Here is a 25,605-nt window from a genome sequence, read left to right as displayed (position 1 = left end):
TCAGATGATCTATCCCCCCGCCGAGCGGCAGCCGGTCACCGACCTCCTCCACGGGCACGCCGTACCGGACCCGTACCGGTGGCTGGAGGACCCGGCGAGCCCGCGGACCCGCAGCTGGTCGGCCGCCCAGGAGGACCTGTGGCGGGCGCACGCCGCCGCGCTGCCCGGCCGCGACCGCTGGCACGCCCGGGTGGCCGAGCTCTGTTCCGCCGGAACGGTCACGCCGCCGCTGTGGCGCGGGGAACGCCGCTTCTTCCTGCGTCACGAGGCCGGGCGGGAGCACCCGGTCCTGTACACCGCCGGCCCGGACGGGTCGGAGGAGGCGCTGGTCGACCCGGGCGCGATCGACCCCTCCGGGCTGACCGTCCTGGACCGGTGGCAGCCCGACCTCACCGGCCGGCTGCTGGCCTATCAGCTGTCGCGGGGCGGGGACGAGCGGTCGGAGCTGCGGGTCATGGAGGTCGGCACCCGGCGGACCGTGGACGGCCCGATCGACCGCTGCCGCTACGCCCCGGTGGCCTGGCTCCCGGACGGCAAGGCGTTCTTCTACGTCCGCGACCGGCGGGTGTGCCTGCACCGGCTCGGCACGCCCGCCGCCGACGACGTCGTGGTCTGCGCCGAGGAGCGGTCCTACGGCCTGGGCTCCAGCCACGACGGCCGCTGGCTGACGGTCTCGGCTCCGGCCGGGGCCGGCAACGACGTCTGGCTGGCCGACCTGGCCGCGTCCCCGCCCGAGCGGCCCGGCCTTCGGGTGGTGCAGGAGGGCGCGGACGCGGTCACGGTGCCCGCCGTGGGCCGCGACGGCCGGCTGTACCTGCTCACCACGCTGGACGCGCCCACGGGCTGGCTGTGCGTCGCCGATCCGGCCGACCCCGGCCCCGAGGGCTGGCGGGAACTGGTCGGCCCCGACCCCGAGGCGGTGATCTCCGACTTCGCGGTCCTCGACGGTCCCGGCCGCCCGGTGCTCCTCGTCGGCCGGACCCGGCACGCGATCAGCGAGATCGGGGTGCACGACCCGGCCACCGGCGAGCGGGTGGGAGGGGTCCCGCTGCCCGGGCTCGGCACCGCGGGCCGGATGTCCGCGCGCCCCGAGGGCGGCTGCGAGGTGTGGTTCTCCTACACCGACGGCGTCACTCCGGGCAGCGTGCACCGCTACGACGCGCGCACCGGGCGGACCTCGCTCTGGGCCGCCGCGCCCGGCGCCGTCGACGCGCCCGAGCTGGAGTCCCGCCAGATCGTCTACGCCTCGGCCGACGGCACGCCGGTGCGGATGGTCGTGCTCGCCCGGCCCGGGACCGGGCCCCGCCCGGCGATCCTGTACGGCTACGGCGGGTTCGGGATCCCGCTGACCCCTTCCTACTCCGCCTACATCCTGCCGTGGGTGGAGGCCGGAGGCGTCTTCGCGCTCGCCCAGGTGCGCGGCGGCGGCGAGGAGGGGGCCGCCTGGCACCGCGACGGCATGCTGGAGCGCAAGCAGAACTCCATCGACGACTTCACGGCCGCCGCGGAGCGGCTGATCACCGACGGCTGGACCACGGCCGGGATGCTGGCCGCCTGCGGCGAGTCCAACGGCGGGCTGCTGGCCGGGGCCGCGATCACCCAGCGGCCCGAGCTGTTCGCCGCCGCCGCCTGCTCGGCCCCGCTGCTCGACATGGTCCGCTACGAGCTCTCCGGCCTGGGCCCGTCCTGGCGGGGGGAGTACGGCTCCGCGGAGGACCCGGGGCAACTGGCCCATCTGCTGGGCTACTCGCCGTACCACCGGGTCCGCGAGGGCGTGGACTACCCGGCGACGCTGCTGGCCTCGTTCGGCGGCGACTCCCGGGTGGACCCCATGCACGCGCGGAAGATGTGCGCGGCGCTGCAGCACGCCACGTCGGGCGACCGGCCGGTCCTGCTCCGCCACGAGGAGGGCGTCGGGCACGGCGCCCGGGCCGCCGGGCGGGCGGCCTGGCTGGCGGCGGACCTGCTGGCCTTCCTGGCGGCGCACACAGGGCTGGAGGCCCCGCCGCCCGGACAGTGACGGGGGCCACGCGCAGACGGCCGCGGACCCCCGCCGCCCGAACGGCGACGGGGGCCGGGACGCGCGGACGGCCGCGGCGGGCGGGGACGGGGCCCTGGTACGCGAGCGGGGGCGGGGCGGGGTCAGACGCGCGAGCGGTGGCGGACCAGCCCGACCTCGCTGAGGTCGTCCGGCCAGAGCCAGCCGTCCTGCTTGGCGATCCTGATCGCCTCCACGCGGGTCCTCGCGCCGACTTTCGACAGGATCCGCGACAGGTAGTTGCGGACGGTGCCCCCGGACAGGTAGAGCCGGTCGGCGATCTCCTCGACCGGGGCCCCCTCGGCGGCCACCTTCAGGACCTCCAGCTCCCGGCAGGTCAGCGGGTTCTCCCTGGCGCTGAGCGCGGCGACGGCCAGGTCGGGGTCGACGACCTGCTCGCCGTGCGCGACCCGGCGCACGCACTCGGCGAGCTCGCCGGCGGGGGTGTCCTTGACGACGAAGCCGCGCGCCCCGGCGTCCAGCGCCCTGCGCAGCGCGGCCGGCGTCGCGAGGCCGGTGAGGATGACCGTGCGGCAGCCGGGGAGGGCGCGCCGCAGCTCCGCCGCGGCGGTGATGCCGTCGGTGCCGGGCAGGCCGATGTCGATCAGCGCGACGTCGGGGCGGTGGCGCAGGCACGCCTCCACCACCTCGTCGCCGTGCCCCGCCTCCCCCACGACCTCGATGTCCTCCTCCGTCGAGAGCAGGGCGACCATCGCCCCCCGAACGAGGTGCATGTCCTCAGCTATCAGGACATTTATCACACGCAGTCTCCCTCTCACGGTGACACACGATCCGTCTCCCGGATCCCGGCGCTACCCAGTGGAACCGGCCGACTACCGCGTTACCCGGATTTAACCTGAAGGAACGGCGGACGCTGGCCGGTTCCGGCCATCACCCCGTCCCATCAGGCACAATGTCCTGTTTTATAGGGGTTCGCAGGGGTCCGGAGAACACGGAGGACGGGATTGTCGGGCGCAAGCCTTACGGTAGGGCGCGTGCCAGAGACGAACCACGAGATCACCCTGGACTCGGCCCTCAGCGAGGAGGCCGTGCTCACGACCTACCGCCGGATGTTCGCCGCGCTCGCGCGCGACAGCGGCGCGGTGGTGGACGATCCCGTTCTCGTCGACATCGCCGAGACCTTGTTCACGGCGTTCGCCGAGGCCGGGGAGGAGTGGCTGACCCACGAGCAGATGCGGCACGCCTGCCGGGCCCATCCGCTGGAGATGTTCGAGAACCGCCTGCGGGTGCTCAAGGGCCTCGGCGCGGTCCGCGAGGTCTTCCCCAAGCCCCACCAGCTCCGCTACCGGGCGTCGTTCACCAGCATGGTGGGCCTGATGTTCATCCGGCGCATGCTCCACGACGGCGGCCAGTCCGAGGTGCACCGGCTCCTCGCGCTGGAGGACCTCAACGTCACCGACCCGCGCACGACGATGGAGGAGGCGCGCGTCAGCGCGCAGAACCTGGCGCGGGCCTTCCGGCTCTGGGCCCTGGAGCTGATCACCTTGACCGGGGGCACCATCGAGGAGCTCCGGGAGCAGGCGCCCACGCTCTGGGGCACCGAGGAGATCGCCCAGCGCGCGCAGAGCCTGCACGCCACGATCCTGACCCGCTGGCCCGACCTGGACCGCACCTGCACCGAGCTGCGCGCGGCCATCTACTCCTACAGCGACGCCTCCCGCCGCGCCGCCGGGCGGCTCGCCGACTCCGCGGGCACGACGAGGAACCTCACGCTGCTGCCCGCCGAGACCTGGCGGACGTTCGCCCAGACGGCGGACAAGGAGCGCCTGGCCGCGGTGCTCGACGGCTTCGTCTTCGACGCCCCCGCCCCGTGGCACGATCCGGCGGCGATCGTCCGCGCGGTCGACGAGAGCCCCCGTCCCGCACCCGTCCAGCCCGCCCCTCCGCGCCCCGCGCTGCCCGACCCCGGTCCGGCGGACTCCTACGAGCCCGGCGCCGACGGACTCGACCGCCTGGCCTCGGTCGCCGAGACCGCGCTCGGCGGGCGCTCCTCGGCCCGGCTGGAGGAGCTGCTCACCGCCGACGGCGAGTGGGTCTCGGTCCGCCGCCTGCTCGCCGACCTCGTCGCCGCCGATCTGCGTCCCGAATCGCCCTACCGCCTGCGCTGGTCCGACGGCCTGTCCGCCGAGCCCGGAGCCGAGCCCGCCTGGCTCTCCCACGGACTGCTGGAGAGGACCGGCCGTGACGCCTGACGGCATCGGCGCGCCCGGCGCCGCCGTGGCCGCTGTTCCCGTCTCACCGTCCGGATCCGACGCGGTCGCCGGCGTCACCGCGGCCATCGAGACGGCCGAGATCTCCGGGGCCGCGAAGGCCGCCGGGACGAAGGCCGCCGGGACGGCGGCGCTCGCGCACGTCCGGGCCAGGTCCACCGGCCCTCTCCCCCTGGGCCCCGGCGAGGCCGCGCCTCCGGGCATGGTGCGGCTGGGCCACGGCGACGGCACCGGTATGGCGTTGCCCGCCTGGCCGGACGGGACGACCCCCTCGCTCCTGGCCGAATACCAGGTCCCGCCGGTGGCCGTGGAACGGTCCGGGGAGACCCGGCGGGTGCTGGCCGCCGCCCTGAAGTGCTGCTGGAGCGACCTGACCGCCGACCCGTGGCCGGGGACCCCCGCGCCCGTCGACGACGTGCTGGCGGCCTACCGGGCGCTGATCGGCCGCTCCGACGACCTCATGCGCAACTGGGCCGTCGGCGCCCTGCGCCGCCTGCACGACTCGGCCTGGCTGGTGGTGGCCGACGGCGCCGTACGGCTCGGCCCCCGGTGCGCCTCCTGGCCCGCCGCCTCCCACGCGCAGCTGCGCGAGCTGGTGCGGCGCCTGCCCGGCCCGGGCGAGGAGGGCGTCCCGGCCGTGCTGCCCGTGGCCGGGGAGACCGGCCACGACGCGGCCGCGAGCCTCGACCTCCCCGAGGGCGCGGACGACGACCTGCTCGCCCCGTTCGACGAGCGCCGCCGAGCGGAGGTCGTCGCCGCGTTCATGGCGGTGGAGCACGCGGCCGAGCCGGTGCACGAGGCCCGGTTCCCCGCGCTGCGCGACCCGGTGCTCCGCCGCGTGCTGGCGGAGATGCTCCGGCGCCGGGGCAGGGTCCTGGTCTCCGGCCGGGAGACGTGGACCTCCGGATACGCCGACGACGCGGCGGCCGAGGCGGGCACCGCCCTGGGCGAGGCCGAGCGGGCCGTCCTGGTGCTGGTCCTGGTCCACTCGGTGGCGATCCCCCGCGCCGAGGGCCTGCTGCCCGCCGACAGCTGGCTGTCGCCTTTCCCCGCCCAGGCGGAGGAGCTGCGGCGGCACACCCTGCTGCCCATCGGCGAGCTGGAGGCCGCGCTGCGGACCCTGCGCCACGCGGGGCTGGTCACCCAGGTGAAGTCGGGCGAGGAGGCGGGCGGCTACGTGCCGGGCCCGCAGTTCCACCGGCTGACCCCGGCGGCCAGGCGGCGCCTGCAGGAGGAGCTGATCCTCGCCGCGGGGCCGCACACCCCGCTGGCGGCGGCCGTACGGGCCCGGCGCCGGTAGCAGCCGGGCGCACCAGAGCAGAACACGGAAGGAACGACGAGGTTGGCCGAGCAGTCGAGCCGTACGGCGAAGGACTCACCCGGGAGCCAGGCGAGCCTGGTGCCGGTGGAGGTCCGGGCGGGCGAGCCGAGCCACGACGTGGTCGGCGACCGGGTGCTGATCGCCGTGCAGGCGGTCAACATCTCCCGCCTGTCCACGCACCCCGTGCCGATCGTTCCCGGCACGCTCGTCGTGGTCGCCGGGGCCGGTCCGAAGGACTCCAACGGGGCGGGCAAGTCCTCGTTCATCGCGATGATCACAGCCCTGCTCGGCGACGAGCAGTGGCGTTTCGCCTCCGGCGCCAAGTCGGTCGCGGAGCTGCTGTTCAACGCCGAGCTCGCGGCCGGCGGCGGCGGGCGGACGTGGGCGAGCGCCGGTCACGGCTACATCGTGGGCGTCTTCGACCACCCCCGCGTCCCGGAGGCCGGGCTGCCCGAGGCGGTGACCGTGTGGCTGCGGGTCAACCAGGAGGCGCCGCACCTGGAGGTCCGGTGGACGCGGGGGGTGCGGATGGCCGCCGCCGCCTCGGAGGCCGAGCGGGTCGTCCGGGCCGACGAGATCTGGGCGGGCCTGCCGCGTTCGGCGGGACGGCGGGACGTGGTCGCGCGCGACCTGACGAGGTTCCTGTACGGCGACCGCGTGCGGTGCGTGTCGTTCCTGTCCACCTCGGTGCGGAGCAAGGTCGCCACGAACCTGCTCTCCCAACCGCTCAACGAGATCTCCCCCGAGCGGGTCTTCGAGGCCATCGCCGCGCTGACCGGACTCGACGCCGAGCTCGACCAGGAGCGGGAGGCCCGCCGCGACGAGCACGCCAAGCGGGTGCGGGCGGCGCGGGCCGTGGAGATGCTCAAGGAGTTCGAGGACGAGTCCCGGACCCTGCTGGAGACCTTCGACCGGCGCGACCGCGCCCGGGTACGGCTGGCGGACGCGCTGCGCTGCTGGCGGGGACGGCAGGCGCGCAGGCTCGGTGACGCGGTGCTGCGGGACGAGGCGCTCGCCGCCGACCTGGAGGAGCTGCGCCGGTCGGGTGAGCGGGCGGCCGAGGAGATCGAGGCGGTCCGCGCGGAGATCGCCACGCTGAAGGACGACACGCTGGACCGGAGCCTGGCCGAGGCCCGGGCGGAGCTGGCCGCCCTGCAGGCCCGCGCGGCCCGGCTCGACGCCGACCGTGCGGTGGCGGAGAGCGCGGCGGACGAGCTGCGCGGCCGGATCCCCGGCCTGGAGGAGCGGCGGCGGCTGGCCGACGGCCGGGACGTGCCCGCCGCGGAGGACGAGCTGGCCCGGGCCCGAGCCCGGCTGAGTGAGGCGCTGAAGGCGCTCGGCGTGGCCGACCGCGAGGTCGCGGACGCCGGGGCCGCGCTGGACGACGCCGAGAGCGGTCCGGCCGCCGCCCAGCTCAGGGCGCTCGCCGAGGCGGGCGTGGGCGCGACCGGCCTGCTCGACGCGGTCGACGTGGCCGAGCACGCCCGGGACGGCGGACCGGCGGGAGGGCTCCCGGTGGGCGGTGCTCCCGGGGGAGCCGTTCCGGCCGGGGACGGGCGCGCCGCGCCGGGGAGCGGGACCGCCGTGCCGCCGGGCGGGGCGGTCCCGGCCGCCGTCACCGGCGCCCGGGGCTGGCCGCAGGAGCACGCGGTCGTCGTCGACGCCGCCGACCTGGAGGCGGCGGCGCGGGCCCTGTCCGCGCTGCCCGGTTCGGTGCTGGTCAGCGCGGCGGGCGTCACCGTGGTGGGGGCCTTCGAGGCGGTGGCCACCGGCCGGGAGACCCGGATCAAGGCCGCCGAGCAGCGCCTGCACCGGGCACGCGACCTGCAGGAGGAGGCGGCCGGGACCGTACGGGCCGCCGAGGAGGCGGTGGCCGAGGCCGGGCGGCGGCTGGAGGGCGCCCGGGCCGCCGTGCAGCTGGCCGACGTCGAGCGCCGGCTGGCCGAACGGCGGGTCCGGCTGACCGAGCTGGCCGGGGCGCTGGCCGAGGTCTCCCCGGCGGTGGCGGAGGCCGAACGGCGGGCGGGCGCGCTGGACTTCCGCTCCCGGACCAGGAACATGGAGATCGAGCGGCTGGAGGGCCTGCGGGCCCGGCACGAGGCCGAGCGGGCCCGGGCGGCGGCGCAGGCGGCCTCGGTCGAGGCGGAGCGCGAGGCGCTCGGCCTGGAGGCGCTGACCCGCGAGTGGGGCGGCACCGCCGAGCAGGCCCGCGAGTGGCTGCGGGAGCTGCCCGAGGCCGAGCGCCCGCTGACCGCCGAGGAGTGGTGGCGGACCGCCGAGCGCGGCCTGGACGAGGCGCTGCGCGACACCTTCCCCGGCGAGGACGCCGAGATGCCGGAGGAACTGCGGTTCCTGATCCGGCAGCGGACCGAGCCCGGCGCAGGCCGGACGGCGCGGGAGCAGGCGACCTTCCCCGGCGTGTGCGCGGCGCTCGCGTCCTACCTGCGCGGCCAGGAGGAGTACGAACGGCACCAGCGCCGCCAGATCGAGGCCCAGGTCGCCACCCGGCAGCGCGACCTGGCCGCCGCCGCCAAGGGCGCCGAGGAGGCGGCCCAGTCCACCGCCGTGCACCGGGCGGCGCTGACCGCGGCGATCAGGGCGCGGCTGACCCGGGTGGTCGAGGAGTTCGACAAGCTGGACACCGCCTACGGCGGATACGGCGCGACCCTGGAGTTCCCGGTGCCGCCCGCGCCCGCGGACCCCGAGCAGCGCTGGGCCTGGCGGGTGACGCCCAAGTGGCGCCGGGGCGAGGGGCAGTCCTTCGTGCCGTACAACCGCAGGGCCAACACCGCGCTGATGGACGAGAAGGCCGTGAAGCTGGTCTGCGCGGCGGCGATCGCCTCCTCCGGCGGCGGGCACCTCTGCCTGGTCCTGGACGAACTGGGCCGCAACCTCGGCAAGGAGCACCGGCGCGAGGCCGTGGCGCTGTTCCGGCGGATCGGCGAGACCTACGGGATCACGGTGATCGGCGCGCTCCAGGACGACATGGAGCCCTACGCGGTGGACGCCTGCGGGCAGTACGTCAAGCTGCGCCGTTCCTCCGACGCCATGCCGTACAACGAGCCGCCGGTGGTCATCGGCCATGACCGGCACGCCGAGCGGGTCCGGGCGCTGATGTCGTCCGTCAGCCGTCCCCCGGTCCCGGTGGAGTGACTCGGCGGGCCCGCCGGACGCCCTCAGCGGCGCGGCGGGCGGGGCCCGGGCCTCCACCGGGATCCACCGGCGCGGCTCCGGGCCCCGCCCGCCGGTCCGCTACTGGCGGATCGTCGAGCCGTGGCGCTCCTTGCGGACGTGCAGGCGGGCCGGGATGCGGGTGCGCAGCTCGCCGACGTGGCTGACGATGCCGACGGCCCGGCCTCCGTCGCGCAGGCCGTCCAGGATGTCCAGGACGCCGTCGAGGGTGTCCTCGTCGAGGGTGCCGAAACCCTCGTCGACGAAGAGCGTGCCGAGCTCCACTCCCCCGGCCTCGGCGGTGACCACGTCGGCCAGGCCGAGGGCCAGCGCCAGCGAGGTGATGAAGCTCTCCCCGCCGGACAGGGTGGCGGGATCGCGGTCCACCCCGGTCCAGCCGTCCAGGATCCGCAGGCCGAGCCCGCCGCCCGACCGGCTCCGGTCCCCTGCCGCGCGGCGCAGGTCGTGCTGGAGGAGGTAGCGCCCGCCCGACATGTGGTCCAGGCGCTCGTTGGCCGAGGCGACCACCTGGCGGAGCCGCTCGCCCAGGACGTAGGCCGACAACCGCATGCTCCACTGGTTGTCGGCGGAGTTCCCGCTGGCCAGCGCGGCGAGGCTCTCGGCGATGCGGTGCCGTTCGGCGGCGGGCCGCCACCGGTCCAGGCACTCGGCCAGCTCGGTGCGGAGCGCGGCCAGCCGGTCGCGGCGGAGACGGGCCCGGTCCGAGGCCGACAGCAGGGCGGCGTGCACGGTGTCGGCCGCGTCCCGGCCGGATTTCAGCCCGGCCAGGTCGGGTTCGGGCTCGGCCGCCGCGGCGATCAGCTCCGGATCGGCGAGCTGGGCGTCGACGGCCGCACGCTCCCGGTCGAGCGCGCGGAGCCGCTCGGCCTTCTCCTCCTGCTCGGCCGCGGGACGGACCGCGGCCCGGGCGTCCTCGATCCCGGCGAAGCCCGCCTCGGCGGCCCCGGCCGCGGCCCGTGCCCGGGCCGCCTCCAGCTCGTCCTCGGCGTCCCGCTCCCGCCGGGTGGCCTCCACGGCCTCCCGGAGCAGTCCGGCCTCGTCGGCCAGCCGCTCCAGCCGGGCGGCCAGCGTCAGGTCCCCGCCCCGGGCCGCGTCCAGGCGCGCGGTCAGCAGGCCGGCGTCCGCGGTGATCCGCTCCAGGTTCGTACGGCAGGCCGACAGCGCCACCGCCAGTCCCCTCGACCGCTCCCGCAGCCCTTCCAGTTCGGCGGCCAGCCCTGCCGCCTCGGCTTCCAGGCCGGGCACGGCCCGGGCGGACTCCCGGAGCTCCCGCAGGGTCCGCTCCGCCCGGCGGAGCGCCTGCGCCGCCCGGCCCGCAGAGGACGCGGGGCCCTCCCCTCCGGCGACCGGCCCGGCGGCGCCGTCCCCGGCCGCGCTCCCGGTGCCGGCGTCCTCGGTATCGTCTGCGCTCCCGGCGTCGACCTCCTCCGCCTCGCCGGCGGTCCCGTCCTCGCGCGCGTCTCCGGTCCCGTGCCGGTCCGCGCGGAGACGGGGGGACAGCAGGGCCTGCTCGGTCACGGCGCTCTCCCGCCGGGCCCGGGTCTCGGCCAGCAGGCCGGTGATCTCCTCCGCCTGCGCCCGCACGTCCTCGAGTTCGGCCGTGATGCGGTCCACCTCGGCGGCCAGCCGCGGTTCGCCCGCGGCGGCCCCGGCCAGGGCGGCGTGCTCCCGCTCCGCCGCGGCGAGCGACTCCCCGGCCTGCCCGGCGGTGAGGCCGCCGGCGGCGGCGAGGGTCTCGTCCAGCCGGGAGGTGAGGTCGGCGACCTCGTTCTCGGCGTCCTGCCGCAGTCTCAGCGCCGCCTCATAGGCGCTCTCGGCCGCGCGCTCGTCGTCCGGCGTGGGCGCCGCGTCGGCGGGGGCGGCCGGGGCGGGGTGGTCGGGCGAGCCGCAGACCGCGCAGGGGTCGCCGGGGACGAGCCGGGCGGCGAGCTCGGCCGCCATCCCGTCGATCCGGGACTGGCGGATCTCCTGGAGCCGGTCGCGGGACTCCTGGGCGCGGTCGACGGCCTCGCTGCGGGCCCGGCGGGCCTCCTCCAGCCGGACCGTCAGGCCGTCGCGCCGCCGGACGGCGTCCAGCACGGCGGCGGCGGCCGCGACCGCCGCCCGGGCCGCGGGGATCCCGGCGGCCTCGGCCCGCACGGCGGCCAGCCGGGCGGCGGCCTCGCTCAGCGCGGCGGGCAGCCCCTGCCGGGCCTCGGCGAGCGCGGCCTCCTTCCCGGCCAGGTCGTGCAGCCGGGCGTCGAGCCGGGCGAGGTCCGTCTCCAGCTCCGCGAGCCGGGCGGCGGCCTCTCCGGCCTCCTCGGCGGCGGGCAGCCGGGCCTCGGCGAGGCGGGCGGCGGTGAGACGGGCCTCCACCTCGGCACGCAGGCCGGGGAGGACCGCCAGCCGCGTGTCGGCGGCGGTCTGCTCGCCGCTCAAGCGGGCGACCTCCGCCTCCACCCGGCCGCGCTCCTCGAGCAGCGCGGCCAGCCTCGGCTCCTCGGCGCGCAGTTCCCCCAGCCGGGTGATCTCGTCCAGCCGCTCGCGCTCCAGCGCGGTCAGCCGGCCGGGCCCCGCCGGCCGGGCCCCGCCGTGCAGGAGGTCCCGGTCCAGGAGGGGGGTGGCGCGGTTGAGCGCGTCGGCGGCCAGACTGCGGGCCTTGGCGGCGGCCTCGGTGCGCTGCTCGACCTCCCGGATCAGCGGGAGCACCCGGTCGGCCCTGGCCGCCTCGGCCAGGATGGCCTCCAGGTCGGCCCGTTCCTCGGCGCTCTCCTGCAGCGCCCGGCTCCGGGTGAGGGCCTCGGCGTGCCGCCGCCGCCGGTCGGCGAGCGCGACACCGTCCTCCAGCAGCCGGCGTGCCTCCAGCGCCGCCTTCTCGCTCCGGGCGCATTCGGCGGCCGCCCGCGCGGCCGCCCCCTCCGCGAGGCCGGCCAGCGCCCCGGCCCAGCCCAGCGGATCGTCCTCCATCCAGGCGGCCACGTCCCGCGCCTCCGCGGTGTGCTCCGCAGCGACCGCCGGCTCCGGAGCAGCCGCGGGTTCCGGAACCTCCATCCCCGGAAGCACCGCGAGGACCCCGGCCTCCGGCTCCGGGAGCGCCGCCGGGGCGTCCGCCTCCACCCCCGGCAGCGCCGTCAGGGCCTCCGCCTCCGGCTCCGGGGACGCCGCGCAGGCCGCAGGCGCGGCGAGGGCGGTCAGGAGGCCGGGGCCCGCCGCCTCCTCGACGCGGTTGACGACGGAGTCGACCTCCCGGCGCAGGGCCTGCTGGTCGCGGAAGGCCTCGGTCCGCCGGTCGGCGAGCCAGGACTCGGCGGCGGCGTAGACCTTCACCGAGAAGAGCCGCTCCAGGACCCGGCGGCGCTCCTCGCCGTCGGCGCGCAGGAAGTGCGCGAAGTCCCCCTGCGGCAACATCGCGACCTGGCAGAACTGGGCCAGGTTCATGCCGAGCAGGCCGCCGATGAGGTCGCCCGCCTCGTCCATCCGGGTCGTCAGGCCGGTCCACTCGCCCGAGGGCGCGAGTTCCTCCAGCAGGACCTTGGCCTGCTCCAGGGTGGTGCCGGTGCCGCGCTGCTTGGGCCGCTGCCAGGCGGGCGAGCGGGTGACGCGCAGCCGGCGGCCCCGGATGGTGACCTCCAGGACGACGCGCGGGCCCCGACCGGGCGGGGCGTGGTCGCAGCGCAGGCTGCGGGCGCTGTTGCGCTGGCCGGGCACCTGGCCGTACAGGGCGAAGCAGAGCGCGTCCAGCACGGTGGTCTTGCCCGCGCCGGTGGAGCCGTGGATCAGGAACAGCCCGGCCTCGGCCAGGGAGTCGAAATCGACCTCCTCCTCGCCCGGGAACGAGCCGAAGGCGGTTATCTGCAGACGGTGGGGGCGCATCTACGCCATCGCCTCCTTGGCGCGGGACTCCTCGACGGCCTGCCGGAGCAGCCGGGTCTCCTCGTCGTCGGCGGCCTCACCGCGCACCTCGCGGACGAAGTCGAGCACCACCTCGATCTCGGGGCGACCGGCCAGCCGGGGCCGGGCATCGCTCTCCGGCTGCCCGCCCTCGGGCTCGAAGGAGAGCGTGAGCGCGTGCGGGAAGCGGGTGCGCAGGCGCTCCATGGCGCCCTTCGGCCGGACGGGGTCGGTCAGCACCACCTGGAGCCAGCGGTCCTCGTGGTCGGCGTGGGCGTCCGAGGCGAGCAGGTCGTCGAGGCGGCCTTCGAGGCGGCCGAGCCTGCGGGGCACCGGCGCCTCGGCGAACTCGGCGCCGGCGAACCCGTCCGGGCCGATGTCCACCAGCCAGGAGCCCTTGACCTGACCGATTTCGGAGAAGGAGTAGGCGATCGGGGAACCGGAGTAGCGCACGGTCTCGCTCATCCGCTGGCGGCCGTGCAGGTGGCCGAGGGCCGTGTAGTCGACGCCCTCGAAGGCCGAGACCGGGACGTGCGCGACGCCGCCGACGCTGATGTCGCGCTCGCTGTCGCTGGCCCGGCCCCCGGTCACGAACGCGTGGGCCAGCACCACCGACCGGGTGCCGCGGCGCGCGAGGTCGGCCCGGACGAGGGACATGGCGTGCCCGATCGCCGCGGTGTGGGTGCGCTCGGGCAGCTCCCAGGGGCCGCGGACCAGCTCGGGCTCCAGGTAGGGGATGCCGTAGAACGCCACGTCGCCGACGAGCACGGGCGTGCCGACCCGGGCCGGGTCGGTGCGCAGGTGCACGCCCGAGGCGTCGATCAGGTCGGCCCCGAAGCCGAGGCGGCGCGCGGAGTCGTGGTTGCCGCTGATCAGCACGGTCCGCACGCCCTCGGCGACCAGCCGCCGCAGCGCCTCGTTGCACAGGTCGACCGCGTCGACCGACGGCAGCGCCCGGTCGTAGACGTCGCCCGAGACGACGACCGCCTCGACCCGTTCGGCCCTGACCGTCTCGATCAGATGGTCGACGAAGACCCCCTGGGCCGCCAGGAGGCTCTCCCGGTGGAACGAACGGCCCAGGTGCCAGTCCGATGTGTGCAGCACCCGCATGACGCCTGAAGCTAACAGGACTCAGCGACATATGCCGCCACTCTCACCTCGCCGGTCTCATCGATATCCACTGGATACCCACGCTTCCTCCACTCTGGGTAGGGTTGAAGATCGAAGACGGAGACTCGGACGGACGGCCATCGGGGAGCGGAGCGGCATGCGCGTGGGCCGGGGCGTGTTGGGCGTGGCCGCCGGCGTGATCATGGCGGCCCTGGCGACGGTGGGTTACACCCTGCCCCCGCCGTTCGACCCGTCGCCGCTGACGGTGGACCCGGTCTTCCGCACGCTCCCGCCGCAGCCCGCCCGCGAGCTGCGGCCCGTCTCCGCGACGGCGCCCATCTCCGTACGGGAGGTCACCGTCCCGGCCGCGGGCACCACCCTGGAGGCGACGATCCGCGCGCCGCTCACCCCGGGCCGGCATCCCGCGCTGGTCTTCGTGCAGGGGGCGGGGCCGGGCGTGCGGAGCGAGTTCGACACGCAGGCCGAGTGGCTGGCCAGGGCCGGGATCGTCACGCTCGTCTACGACAAGCGGACCGTCGGCTACGACTTCCGCCACCGCGACTTCGGCCTGCTCGCCGACGACGCGCTGCGCATGCTGGCCCAGCTGCGCGGGCGCGCCGACGTGGACCCGGCCCGCACCGGACTGTGGGGGGTCAGCGAGGGCAGCTGGGTGGTGCCGATCGCGGCCTCCCGCAGCACCGACGTCGGCTTCGCCGTACTGGTCTCCGCCCCGAACGTCTCACCCGTACGGCAGGTCAGCTGGGCGCTGGGCGAGCAGCTGGACCGGCTGCACGCTCCGAGCGGGGTGCGCGAGCTGCTCATCCGGGCGATGTCCGCGGTGGACATGAACTTCCTGCGCCACGACGGCGTGCCGGCGCTGCGCGGGACCCGCCGGCCGGTGCTGGCCCTGTACGGCACGCGCGATCCGTCGATCCCGTTCGTGGAGAGCAGCCAGACCCTCACCCGCGCGCTCGCCGAGGGCGGCAACGACGCCTACACGATCCGCTACCTGGAGGGGGCCGACCACGGCATGCGGGTGCACGGCGGCCCGTTCGCCCCCGGCTACCTGGAGACGCTCGCCAACTGGGTCAGGGGCCTGCCCGGCACGGCGGATCCCGCGGCGGCGTCGCGCGCCTCGTCGCCCTCTCCGCGCATCGCCGGCGCCACCCCGGTCCAGCGCTACGAGGCCAGTGACGTCCCGGCCGCGCCGTGGTACGCCGGGGGCACGGTCCTGGGGCTCACGCTCTGCCTGGCCGCCGTCGGCTACGTGGCCGGCCCGGTCGCCGCGGTGGTGGTGCGGCTGCGCGGCAGCCGTCCCCGGGCCGAGGCCAACGCCCGGCTCTGGCCGCCCATCCGGCGCCGGTTCCGCCGGATGGCGTGGACGGGGGCGGGGCTCCTCGCCTCGGTGCTGGCCTTCATCACGCTGCTGGTGCTGTTCTCGGTCAACCAGGCGGGGGCCTGGCCCGCGGTCCTCGCCGGCTGGCTGGTCATCCGGGGGCTGGCCGTGCTGATGCTGCTGCAGGAGGTGACGGCCACCGCCGCCGTCGTCTCGGCGCTGCGGGAGGGCTGGCAGCCCAGCCGCCCGCAGCACGTCGCGATCGCCGGCGTCCTGGGCAGCACCGGGCTGCTGCTGGTCGCGGCGGCCTACTACGGCCTGTTCGCCTTCCCCTGGTGACCGTTCCCCCTGGGGCCGTCCTTCCCGCCTGCCAGGGCGTCCTCCTGGCGGCCGGTCCCGACGGACACCGGTCCCCGCGGGGACCGGTGGACATCGGGACCGGCCGCCGGGGGCGCGGCCCGCTCAGCGGTAGCAGGCCAGCCAGCGGTCCATCTCGGCGAAGACCCGCTCGCGCGCGGGCGCGGGCGACAGCACCAGGTCGTGCATGCCGCCGGGCACGCGGACGCAGGTGACGTGGCCGCCGATCCTGGTCGACCAGCGGGCGATCTGCTCGGGGTCGAGCACGGTGTCGGCGCCCTGCGCCTCGGGGGCGAAGTCGCGCAGCCGCAGGCCCTTCTCCGCGCAGAGCACCAGGACCGGCACGTCCACGCGCAGGCCGCCGTGGAGCCGTCTCTGGGCGCGGCGGATCGCCGCCAGCCAGGCGGCGTGCACCGGGAACCCGCCGACCGGCTTCCACTCCAGGTCGAACTCCCACTCGCCGTGGTGCTCGCGGTGCAGGCTGGTGCCGTACGCGGTGGACAGCCCGAGGGGCAGTACGGCGCGGGCGGGCAGGCGGGAGAGCGGCAGGTGCAGCACGTCGGCGGCCAGGCGCAGGTGGCCGGGGACGTTGAGGTCGAGGAAGGGGCTGTTGAGCACCAGGTTCTGGACCAGCCCCCGGCCCCTGACCCGGTCGGCCCAGAGCGCGGCGACGAGCCCGCCGGTGGAGTGGGCGTTGAGGATCACCTCCTGGTGGCCGTGCTCGACCCGGATGATCCGGACCGCCTCGTCGATCTCCGGGAAGTACTCGGTGACGCTGCGCACGAACCCGCGGGTCTGGTGCGGCAGCAGCGAGCGGCCGTACTTGCGCAGGTCCAGGCCGTAGAAGTCGATCCCCTGGGCGGCGAAGTGCTCGGCCAGGTGGGTCTGGAAGAAGTAGTCGGTGAAGCCGTGCAGGTAGAGCACGGCCCTGCCGGCGGGGTCCGCGGCGCGGCGCCGTACGAGGGAGGCGACGACCTCGCCCTCGTAGTCGTCCGGCATGGGCAGGACCGTGAGCTCGTAGTCGGGGCCGAGAACGTCGTGCATGCGCTTCAGGATATTTCGTACGGGTTGGCGGGCCAGGCGGGAACGGCGTCCGGAAGATCGCGGCTGACCTTCATCGGGAAGTCCGCCGGGCGCTTCTCCAGGAAGGACGTGACACCCTCGGCCGCGTCCGGGGCGGCGCCGAGGACGTTCATCAGGATCGAGTCGGCGCGGTGCGCCTCCCACGGGGAGGCGGCCGACAGGCCCGACCACATGAGCCGGCGGATGGCGGCCACCGAGACGGCGGAGGTGTTGCCGGCGATCTCGCGGGCGAGCGCGTAGGCGGCCGGGAGCAGCTCGGCGGGGGCCAGGACCCGGGAGACCAGGCGGCCTTCGAGCGCTTCGGAGGCGGGGAAGACCCGGCCGGTCGCGGCCCACTCCATCGCCTGGGAGATGCCGACGATCCGGGGCAGGAACCAGCTGGAGGCGGCCTCGGTCACGATGCCGCGGCGGGCGAAGACGAAGCCGAACTTCGCGGTGTCGGAGGCGAGCCGGACGTCCATGGGGAGCGTCATGGTCACCCCGACGCCGACGGCGGGGCCGTTGATCGCGCCGATGACCGGCTTGAGCGAGCGGGCGATGCGCAGGGCGACCGTGCCGCCGCCGTCGCGCGGCGAGCCGTCGACGGTGTCGGCGCCGCCGAACATCTCGCCGGTCCTGCGGTGGTTGAAGGTGTCGCCGCCGCCGCCGAGGTCGGCCCCGGCGCAGAAGGCCCGGCCCTGCCCGGTGACGACCACGGCGCGCACCTCGTCGTCGGCGTCCGCGCGGTCGAAGGCCTCGATCAGCTCGGCGCGCATCACGTAGGTGAAGGCGTTGAGGCGCTCCGGGCGGTCGAGCGTGATGGTGGCCACACCGTCGGCCACGCCGTACTGGATCTCAGTGAAAGACATGACCGAATCTTATTCCAGTTCAAATGTCTGGATTAATCGGGATGTTTTTCTGATGCGTTCACGCGCTCTTCGCCTGCTCGACCTGCCCTTCCGCCTACCATCTCCTGTGCGGCGCACGAGTGCACGAGCCCTCGGACGCGGGCGCGGGGCGCGGGAAGCGCACTGGGAAGTGCGGGGAGCGCGGGAAACGGGGAGCAGGTGCGGGACAGATCAAAACCGCCCGGGATCGGCGCGGTCATCGGATGGACGGCGCTGTCGGTCATCGCACCGGGGGCCGCGCACCTGCGCGCGGGCTGGCGCCGGACCGGGCTGGTGCTGCTCTCGCTGTACGCCGCGCTGCTGCTCGCCCTGCTCTGGGTCGGCCTCACCTCCGACCTCGGCAGCCTCGCCGGGCAGCTGCTGGCGTCGTCCTGGCTGACGGGCGTCACCGTGGCCTCGCTCGCCCTGGGGGTCGCCTGGTTCGCCCTGGTCGTGCACTCCTTCATGGTGCTCAACCCCGGCACGCTGCCCGCCACGGGGCAGGCCGCCGCCGGGACGGTCGCCGGCGTGCTCGCGGTGGCCGTGCTGCTGCCGTTCGGGTTCGTCGGCCAGTACGCCGCGGTCTCCCAGACCGCGATCGAGGGTGTCTTCTCCTCCCCGGCCGCGACGTTTCCCGCCGGGCGCGAGCAGGACCCGTGGGCGGGCCGCAGCCGGGTGAACATCCTGCTGCTCGGCGGCGACGCCGACGACCACCGGCCCGGGGTGCGCACCGACAGCATCAACGTGGCCAGCGTCGACGTGCGCACCGGCAACACCGTGCTGTTCAGCCTCCCGCGCAATCTGGAGAACGTCCGCTTCGTGCCGGGCAGCCCGATGGCCAGGCGGTTCCCGAACGGCTTCCGCCTCCCGACCGGGCCCGGAGGCGGGCGCGAGGACCTGCTGTTCGCGGTCTGGGAGTACGCCGACGCCCACCCGGAGATCTTCGGCGGCCGGAAGGAGCAGGGCGCCCAGGTCCTGATCGACACCGTCGGCTACACGCTCGGGTTGAAGATCGACTGGTACGCCCTGGTGAACATGTGGGGCTTCGCCCGTCTCATCGACGCGCTCGGCGGTGTGACGATCACCGTGCCGCACGACGTGGTGTTCGGCAAGTACAACGAGGGCGTGGTCAAGGCGGGCAGGCGCAGGCTCGGGGGCGCCGACGCGATGTGGTTCGCCCGCTCGCGCACCTACAGCGACGACTTCAGCCGGATGGGCCGCCAGCGCTGCGTGCTCGGCGCCATTCTGCAGCAGGCCGACCCGGCGACCGTGCTGGCCCGGTTCAACCAGGTGGCGCTGGCCACCAGGGAGCTGATCAGGACCGACATCCCGCGCCCGATGCTGGAGCACCTGGTCCCGCTGGCGCTGAAGGTCAAGGGCGCCAGGGTGACCAGCGTGCAGTTCGTGCCGCCGCTGATCAACACCGGTTACCCCGACTGGGCCAGGATCCGCACGGTCACCGCCAAGGCCATCCGGGCCTCGGCCGCCGCTCCCAGGCCGGCCGCCACCCCCGCCACCACGCCTGCCGCCACGCCTGCCGTCACTCTGCCCGCCACCCCGGCCGTCACGCCGAGCGCCTCCGCGCCCGTCAAGACCACCGCGAAGCCGACCGCCAAGCCGGCGGACCCCACCGCGCCCAAGGGCATCACCGACGGCTGCGGCTGAACGGCCGTGGCCGGGTCCGGGTCCGGTGCTGTGTGGTGGCGGTGGTTCGGCCGGGTCCGGTGCTGTGTGGTGGCGGTGGTTCGGCCGGGTCCGGTGCTGTGTGGTGGCCGGTGCGGGTGTGCACGGGGGCGGGCCGGTGGTCCTGGCGGCCGTCGCAGCTGGGCTCTGGTGGTTTCCGGCCTCCGGCCTGGGCTCGGGCGCGCGGGGTGCGGTGCTTTATACGCCGCCAGGACCACCGGCCCGCCCCCGTGCCCGGCTGCTGCGCCGTACCGATGCGGGCCGTAGCGTCTCGCTCTCCGGCCGCCCGGTGTGCTCACCGCCGCTGAAGCGATCCGCACCGGCCTGGTTCAGGGCGTGGCCGCCGTAGCTGAAGCCATCGTGGCGGAAAGGAGCTCAGGGCCGGGCGCCGCAGGGTGCGGTTCACGAGCCGGGTGGATCTCCTCCGACCAGATGCAGTGCCTCCATGTATCCGTCACCGGCGTCGAACCTGGTGATATCGCGGATCCCGCACATGGTGTAGGAGGTGTCCCAGACGGCCCGGGAGCTGATCTGCTGAAGGCGGACCCTCTTCTTCGACGTGATCCCGCGCGCACGGCCGATGAAGAGAGCATCGGGGTCGATCTCCTCGAACGTCAGACCCAGCATAGGGAACGCCTCGGCCATGGTCTCGATCAACCGGGCGGTGGAGTCGAGATCGACATCCGGCAGAGGAGCGGGCCTGTCACCGCGCGACGACAGCGCCCGGTGGACGAAGTCGGCTCCCGGCCAACCCGAGGATGTCACATGCTCCACATCACGGATCCGGACGGCCGAGTACCCGTCGAGGCGGATCTGATCGCAGACGATGTGCAGCAGCGCCCATTTCCTGCCGACACCCACGACGTAGCCGTCCAGCCGCGCGGTGCCGCGGATCGCCCGCCTCACTCCAACCGGCTCACCCGCCCGTAGGGCCCGCTCCAGCTCCTTGGCGCCCTTGCTTCCGCCCATGCCACGCACTCGATCCACCTTCCAACCGGTTTACGGTCGTCGCCGTGCCGTACGGCTCGATCGAGGGCCGGGGTCCATCCCGCGGTGAACACCGGCTCGGTTTCCCAGAGCTCTCAGGTCCTGCGGTGCCCGGCCCTGAGCTCCTTTCCGCCACGATGGCTTCAGCTACGGCGGCCACGCCCTGAACGGTCCCGGACGAATCGCTTCAGCGGCGGTGAGCACACCGGGCGGCCGGAGAGCGAGACGCTACGGCCCGCATCGGTACGGCGCAGCAGCCGGGCACGGGGGCGGGCCGGTGGTCCTGGCGGCGTATAAAGCACCGCACCCCGCGCGCCCGAGTCCAGGCCGGAGGCCGGAAACCACCAGAGCCCAGCTGCGACGGCCGCCAGGACCACCGGCCCGCCCCCGTGCACACCCGCACCGGCCACCACACAGCACCGGACCCGGCCGAACCACCGAAACGCGCACCGGTCGCTACGAACCGGCCCGAGCCGCCACGCAGAGCACGAGCCCGCCGTTCAGACGCGGTGGGACTGCTTGGCCAGGCGGCGGACGCGTTCCTCGTCGATGGTGTGCCCCAGGCCGGGCTGGGTCAGCGGGACGGCCACGACCCCGCCGGAGGCGCCGACCGGCGGGGTGACGATCTGGGCGCTGCGCGGCGGTTCGGCCACGTCGCAGGGGAGGCTGCACCCGGGCAGGCTGGCCGCGGCGACGGTGGCCGCCCTGGCCAGGCCCGTGCCCTGGCCTCCGGCGCAGGCGATCTCCCAGCCGGCCGCCACGGCGCCGTCGTGCACTCGCCGCACGCCCCGCAGGGAGCCCAGCACGGCGGGGCGGATCAGCAGCGCGCGGCCCGCGCCCGCGGCGATCGCCTCGTCCAGCTCCCGCTCCGACGACACCTCCAGCAGCACCGGCGCGGCGACGCGCTCCTGCAGGTCGGCGTGGTCCGACAGGTTGGTGAACGGGCGCTCGATGACGGAGGGCGCGTAGGCGTCCAGCGCCTCGAGGGCGTCGACGTCGGTGTAGGCGGAGCGGGCGTCCAGACCGATGCCCAGCGCCGGGTAGGCCTGGCGGACGGCGCGCAGCGGCTCGATGTCCCAGCCGGGGTGGACGTCCATGGTGATGTGCGCGTATCCGGCGCAGACGTGCCGGTTGACCCGGGCGACCAGGCTCTCCAGGTTGCGCTCGGCGCCGATCCTGACGGTGGCCGTCAGCGAGGTGCGGCTGCCGCCGAGGGCGTGGGCGAGCGGGACGCCGCGCATCCGGGCCCACAGGTCCCAGCAGGCCATGTCGGCGGCCGGGCCGCCGGGGATCTCGCCGAGCTCGTCCGGGTGCTCCCAGTCGACGCCGACCAGTTCCCTGGCCAGCCGCTCCACCAGGACCGGCCAGGTCCCGGGGCCGGGATCGACGACCTCTCCCCAGCCGGTCATGCCCCCGTAGTCGGTGAGCCGGACGAGGACGCTCTCCGGCCGCCTGCCGTACGGCAGGACCAGCCGGTACACCTCCAGCTCGCACACCCGTGGCATGAACTCCCCTTGGTCTCCCCGTGCCCGTAAACGCGAATCCCGCCCGGGGGCGGGACCCACCCTTCAACGTGAGGAAGAGGCACGTTCTTCCCATGGTGCCATGCCGCCGGCATGCCTCCGTCAGGCCCGGACCCGGCCCGCGACGAGCGTGCCGGTGACCGCCATCAGCGCGGTCAGCACGAAGCAGGCCAGGTAGACGGGACCCGCCGCGCCGAAGGCCGCGACGACGGCGCCCACCGCGGCGACCGTCATCACCGTGAACGCCGACTCCCCGACGCCCATCGAGGCGCTGTTCTCGCCCTCCTCGCCCGGCGCGGACAGCTCCAGGACGAGCACCGAGAGCGTGGGGTACACGCTGCCGATCCCGAGACCCATGACGATCTCCCCGGCGAAGGCGAAGGCGACCGGGACGTCCGGGAACACGGTCAGGGCCGTCATCAGCAGCCCCGCCGCGATCAGCAGCGGGCCGGTCCGCAGGATCAGGACCCGGTCGTACGGCCTGCGCCCGACGATCCACGAGGCGAGCGACCAGGCGAGCGCGCCGCCGGTGAGCACCATGCCCGCCGCGGCCGGGGAGAGACCGCGCTCCTGGGTGAGCATGAGCGGCAGGTACACCTCGCCCCCGAAGACGGTGCCGGCCGCGATCCCGCGCAGCACGATCACCGTGGGCAGGCCGCGCCCGGCGCGCAGCGTGCCCGGCGGGAGCAGCCGGACCAGGGCCGGGACCAGCGCCGCCAGGCCGGCCGCCAGCAGGATCACGCCCGCCCCGCGCGCCGCCCCGCCGTACTGCGTGAGCGCCGCGCCCGCGGCCGCCAGCACCGCCCAGCCGAACCTCCGGGCGATCGGCGTCCGCTTCCCGGGCCCGGCGGGTGCGGGGTGCTCACCGGGCGGGACGGCGGCCAGGCCGCGCCAGAGCAGCAGCGCGGCGGGGGCGACCAGCAGCGGCACCCCCAGGAAGACCCAGCGCCAGCCGAGTTGCTCGACCACCACGCCGGTGATCGCCGGCCCGACCATGGAGGGCACCACCCAGGCCCCGGCGAAGACCGAGAAGACCTTCGGATGCGTCTCGGCCGGGTAGACCCGGGAGACCAGCACGTACAGCGCGACCTGGAAGAGCCCTCCGCCGAAGCCCTGCACGAACCGGCCCAGCACGAACACGTCCATGGTGGGCGCCGTACCGGCCACCAGGAGTCCCGCCACGAAGGCCGCCACACCTGTCCAGAGCGGGACCACCGGCCCGCGCAGGTCGCCCCACCGCCCGCCCAGCACGGTGGCGGTCATCCCTGCGGCCAGCGCCCCGCTGAAGGCCAGCGCGTACAGGCCCAGCCCGTCGAGCTCGCGCCCGACCACCGGCATCGCGGTCGCCACCGCCAGCGCCTCGAAGGCGACCAGCACGATCAGGGCCACCATGCCGATCGTCACCGCGCGGTGGCGCCGCGCGAATATGCCCAGGGGAGGTTCCAGAACCGTCATCGTCATGATCGGACCGTACGGCCGCCGCTCCGGCGGGCGCATCGGCCGGGCGGGTCAGTCCTTGGACGTAGGACCCCCGGCGCCGGCGTCCCGGACGTAGGAGGCCAGGCCGCGCAGCATCAGGTCGAGGCCGAACTCGAACCGCTCGTCCCCGTCCGGACCGGTCAGCGCGTCGACATGGGCGGTGAGGCGGGGGAAGCGGTCGGCGGGCAGGTTCCGGTAGAAGGTCTTGATCTGCCCGAACGTCTCCTCCAGGAAGGACTCGACGTCCTTGTCGCTGCCGCGCTGCCGGTTGAGGTAGAGCGCGCTCTCGTAGGCGTCGGCGCAGATGTAGATGCCGAACCGGTCGAGCATCAGGGCGGCGATCCGCGGCGGCACGCCGCCGGCGAGCATGATGGCCAGCTGTCCCTCGGCGATGCGCAGCGCGTTGGGACTGGTCGGGATGTTGGCCAGTCCCACCCGGGCGATGTCGGCGTGCGAGCTGAAGACCCGGAACGCGTCCATGACCATGTCCCTGAGCTGCTCCAGCCAGCGCTCCGGATCGGGTTCGGGGACGTGGATCTCGGCCATGACCCGGTCGTAGATCAGGTCGAGCAGCTCCTCCTTGTTCGCCACGTGGGCGTAGAGCGAGGCGGGACCGGTGCCCAGCTCCTGGGCGACCCGGCGCATGCTCAGTGCCTCCAGCCCTTCGGCGTCGACGACCCGCAGGCCGGTGGAGACGATGAGCTCCCTGCTCAGCGCGGTGCGGGGAGCGCTGGGGGCGCGGGTCTTGCGCCAGGGCGGGGCTGGGATGTCGGTCACGCGGCGATGCTACCCCGCTGGATTTCCGGTCGGCGAACGCCGTACCGATGACGAACACCGTACTTGACGCGAACAGTGTTCGTCTATATAACAGCGTTCGTACATGACGAACGGTGTTCGCAAACTGCCGCACGCCCCCTCCGAAGGGATCCCCATGACCCGCCCCGCCACCACCGGCCCCGAGACCGCCGTCGAGCCCTACCGATGGCGCTGGCCCGCCCTCTTCGTGATCCTCCTCGTCGAGGTCATGGACCTGGTCGACTCCGTGATCACCAACATCGCGGCCCCGTCGATCCGCGCCGACCTGGGCGGATCGACCAGCGTGATCCAGTGGCTCGGCGCCGGCTACACCATGGCGATGGCCGTCGGACTGATCACCGGCGGGCGCCTCGGCGACATCTACGGCCGCAGGCGCATGTTCGTGGTCGGCGCCCTGGGCTTCACCGCCGGCTCGCTCCTGTGCGGTCTGGCCCTCTCCCCCGAGATGCTGACCGGCGCGCGGATCCTGCAGGGGCTGTTCGGCGCGGTGATGCTCCCGCAGGGCCTGGGCATGATCAAGGAGATGTTCCCGCCGAAGGAGATGGCCGCCGCGTTCGGCGCCTTCGGCCCGGTCATGGGCCTGTCCATGGTCGGCGGCCCGGTGCTCGCGGGCTGGCTGGTCGACGCAGACCTGTTCGGCACCGGCTGGCGCATGATCTTCCTGATCAACCTCCCGCTCGGCCTGCTCGCCGTCGCCGGAGCCGTCACCATGCTGCCCGAGTCCCGCGGCGAGCGCGCCTCCCGGCTGGACCTCACCGGCATGGGGCTGATCTCCGCCGCCGCCTTCCTGCTGGTCTACCCCCTGGTGCAGGGACGCGACCTCGGCTGGCCCGCCTGGACCCTCGCCTCCATGGCCGCCTCGGCCGCGGTGCTCGCGGTCTTCGCCCGCCACCAGGCCCGCAAGCGGCGCGCGGGCGGCGACCCGCTGCTCGAGACGGGCCTGTTCCGCAAACGCGCCTTCACCGGCGGCCTGATCACCGGCCTGGTCTTCTTCACCGCGCTGGTCGGCTTCTCGATGGTGCTCGGCCTGTACTTCCAGCTGGGCCTGGGCTACGACCCGCTGCAGGCGGGCCTGGCGAACCTGCCCAGCGCCGTCGGGACCGTGCTCGGCTTCATCGCCGTCAACGCCGCCGGCCTGGCGCAGAAGGCGGGCCGGCGGCTGATCCACCTGGGCGCCGTCGTGATGGTCGCGGGCCTGGCCGGCGTCGCCGTCACCCTCGACCTGGCCGGCACGGGCGTCACGCCGTGGCAGCTCACCCCGGCCCTGCTCGTCACCGGCGCCGGCATGAGCATGGTCATGGCGCCGTTCTTCGACATCGTGCTGGCCGGTGTGGAGCCGCACGAGTCCGGCTCCGCCAGCGGCACGCTCACCGCCGTCCAGCAGCTCGGCGGTGCGCTCGGCGCCGCCGCGGTCGGCACGCTCTTCTTCGGCCTGCTGGAGGGCGGCCGGGCCTTCCCCGAGGCGATGCGGATCACGCTCTGGGTCTGCGGCGGCATGGTCGCCGTCGCCTTCGCCGCGGCCTTCGTGCTCCCGCTCCGGGCCCGTCCCGAGGAGGAGGGCGGCGGCGGGCACTGAGCGTCCCGGCGGCCGGGCGCGGGGCCTCCTGCCGGGCATACGCCGGAACGTCCCGGCGGCCGGGCGCGGGGCCTCCTGCCGGGCAGGCGCCCGGCGTCCCGGCGGAAGACGGGCCCCCGTGCCGCCTCCCGCCGGGA

General features: G+C 75.3%; 16 protein-coding genes. 7 read left to right on the top strand and 9 right to left on the bottom strand.

The window, feature by feature from the left end; genetic code table 11:
• Nucleotides 1-4: 4 nt before the first annotated feature.
• Nucleotides 5-2,020, top strand: coding sequence for a prolyl oligopeptidase family serine peptidase (locus IEZ06_RS06500; protein ID WP_189235730.1), 2,016 nt, complete (start codon nucleotides 5-7; stop codon nucleotides 2,018-2,020).
• A gap of 122 nt (nucleotides 2,021-2,142) precedes the next feature.
• Here IEZ06_RS06500 and IEZ06_RS06495 read toward each other — a convergent pair whose 3' ends face one another.
• The gene (locus tag IEZ06_RS06495) at nucleotides 2,143-2,799 is read right to left on the bottom strand and encodes a response regulator transcription factor (RefSeq protein ID WP_189235729.1); all 657 of its coding nucleotides are present in this window, start codon (nucleotides 2,797-2,799) and stop codon (nucleotides 2,143-2,145) included.
• A gap of 234 nt (nucleotides 2,800-3,033) precedes the next feature.
• Between IEZ06_RS06495 and IEZ06_RS06490 the strand changes: the two genes are divergently transcribed.
• Genes IEZ06_RS06490 through IEZ06_RS06480 form a run of 3 tightly spaced genes read left to right on the top strand, consistent with a single transcriptional unit; the run spans nucleotide 3,034 to nucleotide 8,743 of the window.
• Complete coding sequence (locus IEZ06_RS06490) at nucleotides 3,034-4,251, top strand: hypothetical protein (protein WP_189235728.1); 1,218 nt, start codon at nucleotides 3,034-3,036, stop codon at nucleotides 4,249-4,251.
• Nucleotides 4,241-5,569: a hypothetical protein gene (locus tag IEZ06_RS36140; RefSeq protein WP_229797835.1), complete on the top strand. Its 1,329-nt coding sequence runs from the start codon at nucleotides 4,241-4,243 to the stop codon at nucleotides 5,567-5,569. Before IEZ06_RS06490 ends, IEZ06_RS36140 begins: the two co-directional genes overlap by 11 nt.
• Nucleotides 5,570-5,611: 42 nt before the next feature.
• Nucleotides 5,612-8,743, top strand: coding sequence for a coiled-coil domain-containing protein (locus tag IEZ06_RS06480; RefSeq protein WP_229797834.1), 3,132 nt, complete (start codon nucleotides 5,612-5,614; stop codon nucleotides 8,741-8,743).
• Nucleotides 8,744-8,842: 99 nt separating this feature from the next.
• On the opposite strand, the gene IEZ06_RS06475 is transcribed toward IEZ06_RS06480, so the two are convergent.
• Together IEZ06_RS06475 and IEZ06_RS06470 are read right to left on the bottom strand one after the other, a co-directional pair.
• The gene (locus IEZ06_RS06475) at nucleotides 8,843-12,634 is read right to left on the bottom strand and encodes an AAA family ATPase (RefSeq protein WP_189235727.1); all 3,792 of its coding nucleotides are present in this window, start codon (nucleotides 12,632-12,634) and stop codon (nucleotides 8,843-8,845) included.
• Nucleotides 12,635-13,762 (bottom strand): exonuclease SbcCD subunit D, encoded by a 1,128-nt coding sequence (locus tag IEZ06_RS06470; protein WP_189235726.1) that lies wholly within the window; start codon nucleotides 13,760-13,762, stop codon nucleotides 12,635-12,637.
• A 157-nt stretch (nucleotides 13,763-13,919) separates the two neighbouring features.
• Between IEZ06_RS06470 and IEZ06_RS06465 the strand changes: the two genes are divergently transcribed.
• Nucleotides 13,920-15,437 carry an alpha/beta hydrolase family protein gene (locus tag IEZ06_RS06465; RefSeq protein ID WP_189235725.1) on the top strand — a complete coding sequence of 506 codons (1,518 nt, stop codon included), beginning with the start codon at nucleotides 13,920-13,922 and terminating at the stop codon, nucleotides 15,435-15,437.
• Nucleotides 15,438-15,560: 123 nt separating this feature from the next.
• Here IEZ06_RS06465 and IEZ06_RS06460 read toward each other — a convergent pair whose 3' ends face one another.
• Nucleotides 15,561-16,499 carry an alpha/beta hydrolase gene (locus IEZ06_RS06460; RefSeq protein WP_189235724.1) on the bottom strand — a complete coding sequence of 313 codons (939 nt, stop codon included), beginning with the start codon at nucleotides 16,497-16,499 and terminating at the stop codon, nucleotides 15,561-15,563.
• Between the two features lie 5 nt (nucleotides 16,500-16,504).
• Entirely contained in the window at nucleotides 16,505-17,386 is an 882-nt protein-coding gene (locus IEZ06_RS06455; protein WP_189235723.1) for a crotonase/enoyl-CoA hydratase family protein, read from the bottom strand.
• A gap of 198 nt (nucleotides 17,387-17,584) precedes the next feature.
• Between IEZ06_RS06455 and IEZ06_RS06450 the strand changes: the two genes are divergently transcribed.
• Nucleotides 17,585-19,069, top strand: coding sequence for an LCP family protein (locus tag IEZ06_RS06450; RefSeq protein ID WP_229797833.1), 1,485 nt, complete (start codon nucleotides 17,585-17,587; stop codon nucleotides 19,067-19,069).
• 420 nt (nucleotides 19,070-19,489) lie between these two features.
• Here the strand turns inward: IEZ06_RS06450 and IEZ06_RS06445 are convergent, their stop codons facing one another.
• The 4 genes from IEZ06_RS06445 to IEZ06_RS06430 all read right to left on the bottom strand — a co-directional run bounded on the left by IEZ06_RS06445 (nucleotide 19,490) and on the right by IEZ06_RS06430 (nucleotide 23,853).
• A complete protein-coding gene (locus IEZ06_RS06445) occupies nucleotides 19,490-20,056 on the bottom strand; it encodes a hypothetical protein (protein ID WP_189235722.1) in 567 nt (188 codons plus the stop codon).
• 518 nt (nucleotides 20,057-20,574) lie between these two features.
• A complete protein-coding gene (locus IEZ06_RS06440; RefSeq protein WP_189235721.1) occupies nucleotides 20,575-21,579 on the bottom strand; it encodes an enolase C-terminal domain-like protein in 1,005 nt (334 codons plus the stop codon).
• A 120-nt stretch (nucleotides 21,580-21,699) separates the two neighbouring features.
• On the bottom strand, nucleotides 21,700-23,058 hold the full coding sequence (locus IEZ06_RS06435) for an MFS transporter (RefSeq protein ID WP_229797832.1): 1,359 nt from the start codon (nucleotides 23,056-23,058) through the stop codon (nucleotides 21,700-21,702).
• Between the two features lie 48 nt (nucleotides 23,059-23,106).
• Complete coding sequence (locus tag IEZ06_RS06430; RefSeq protein WP_189235719.1) at nucleotides 23,107-23,853, bottom strand: TetR/AcrR family transcriptional regulator C-terminal domain-containing protein; 747 nt, start codon at nucleotides 23,851-23,853, stop codon at nucleotides 23,107-23,109.
• Between the two features lie 103 nt (nucleotides 23,854-23,956).
• On the opposite strand from IEZ06_RS06430, the gene IEZ06_RS06425 reads away from it, so the two are divergent.
• Nucleotides 23,957-25,468, top strand: coding sequence for an MFS transporter (locus IEZ06_RS06425; RefSeq protein ID WP_307811640.1), 1,512 nt, complete (start codon nucleotides 23,957-23,959; stop codon nucleotides 25,466-25,468).
• Nucleotides 25,469-25,605 lie beyond the last annotated feature (137 nt).

Source organism: Planomonospora antibiotica, assembly GCF_014647955.1.
Classification (GTDB): domain Bacteria; phylum Actinomycetota; class Actinomycetes; order Streptosporangiales; family Streptosporangiaceae; genus Planomonospora; species Planomonospora parontospora.
The sequence above is the reverse complement of the archived record's forward strand: the minus strand, read 5'-3'. Positions and strand labels throughout refer to the sequence as shown.